The 576-nt window shown below is 41.0% G+C and carries 2 protein-coding genes; both read right to left on the reverse strand.

The genetic code is table 11. From position 1 onward, the window contains the following. Nucleotides 1–277, reverse strand: a 277-nt coding sequence (locus N1032_RS26770) for a zinc-ribbon domain-containing protein (protein WP_259543705.1), incomplete at its 3' end; no start/stop codon positions are given. A gap of 3 nt (nt 278–280) precedes the next feature. Beyond that, a partial coding sequence (locus tag N1032_RS26775) for a tyrosine-type recombinase/integrase (protein WP_259543707.1) occupies nt 281–576 on the reverse strand: 296 nt, incomplete at its 5' end.

Below are 576 nucleotides of genomic sequence, written 5' to 3' on the forward strand. Positions count from 1 at the left end.
AAGCCCCTTTGTAATCACCTATGATTTTCACACCACGATTTTTTATTAATTCCTCATACTCTGGTTTAGTGCGACTGAATTTTTTAGCTAAATCAATTTTCATACACTCAGGGCAACCACTGCCTTTAGAAATATCTTTTGGTTTAACTTTCCATTCATAAAAACATTTCAAACACTGATGTAAAATTTTCTCAGTTGAAATCGAATACACACCTAAAACCTTAATAGAGCGATCTCTTAATCGCTCCACGTATTCAAAATGAGTTAGTTTGCGCATTAACTAATCCATCAAACCTACGATTGATTCGGCTTTAAGGTGCGTATATCGCTCAAGCATAACGATGCTGCGATGCCCGGAAATCTGTTGTAATTGCAGCGTTGATAGCCCTTTCTCCGCATAGCGAGTTATGCAGGTGTGGCGCAAGCTATGGAAGCAAACACCATACACACCCGTTAACCGAGCAGAACGCCGGAAAGCCTGGGTCAATCCATAACTTGAAAGGTTAATCAGACGGCTATCTTTATCCCTGCCATCGCATAACTCTTTCAGGAGCGTTACAGCGACTGTAGAAAGGG

The organism is Herbiconiux daphne (genome assembly GCF_024979295.1).
GTDB lineage: Bacteria > Actinomycetota > Actinomycetes > Actinomycetales > Microbacteriaceae > Herbiconiux > Herbiconiux daphnes.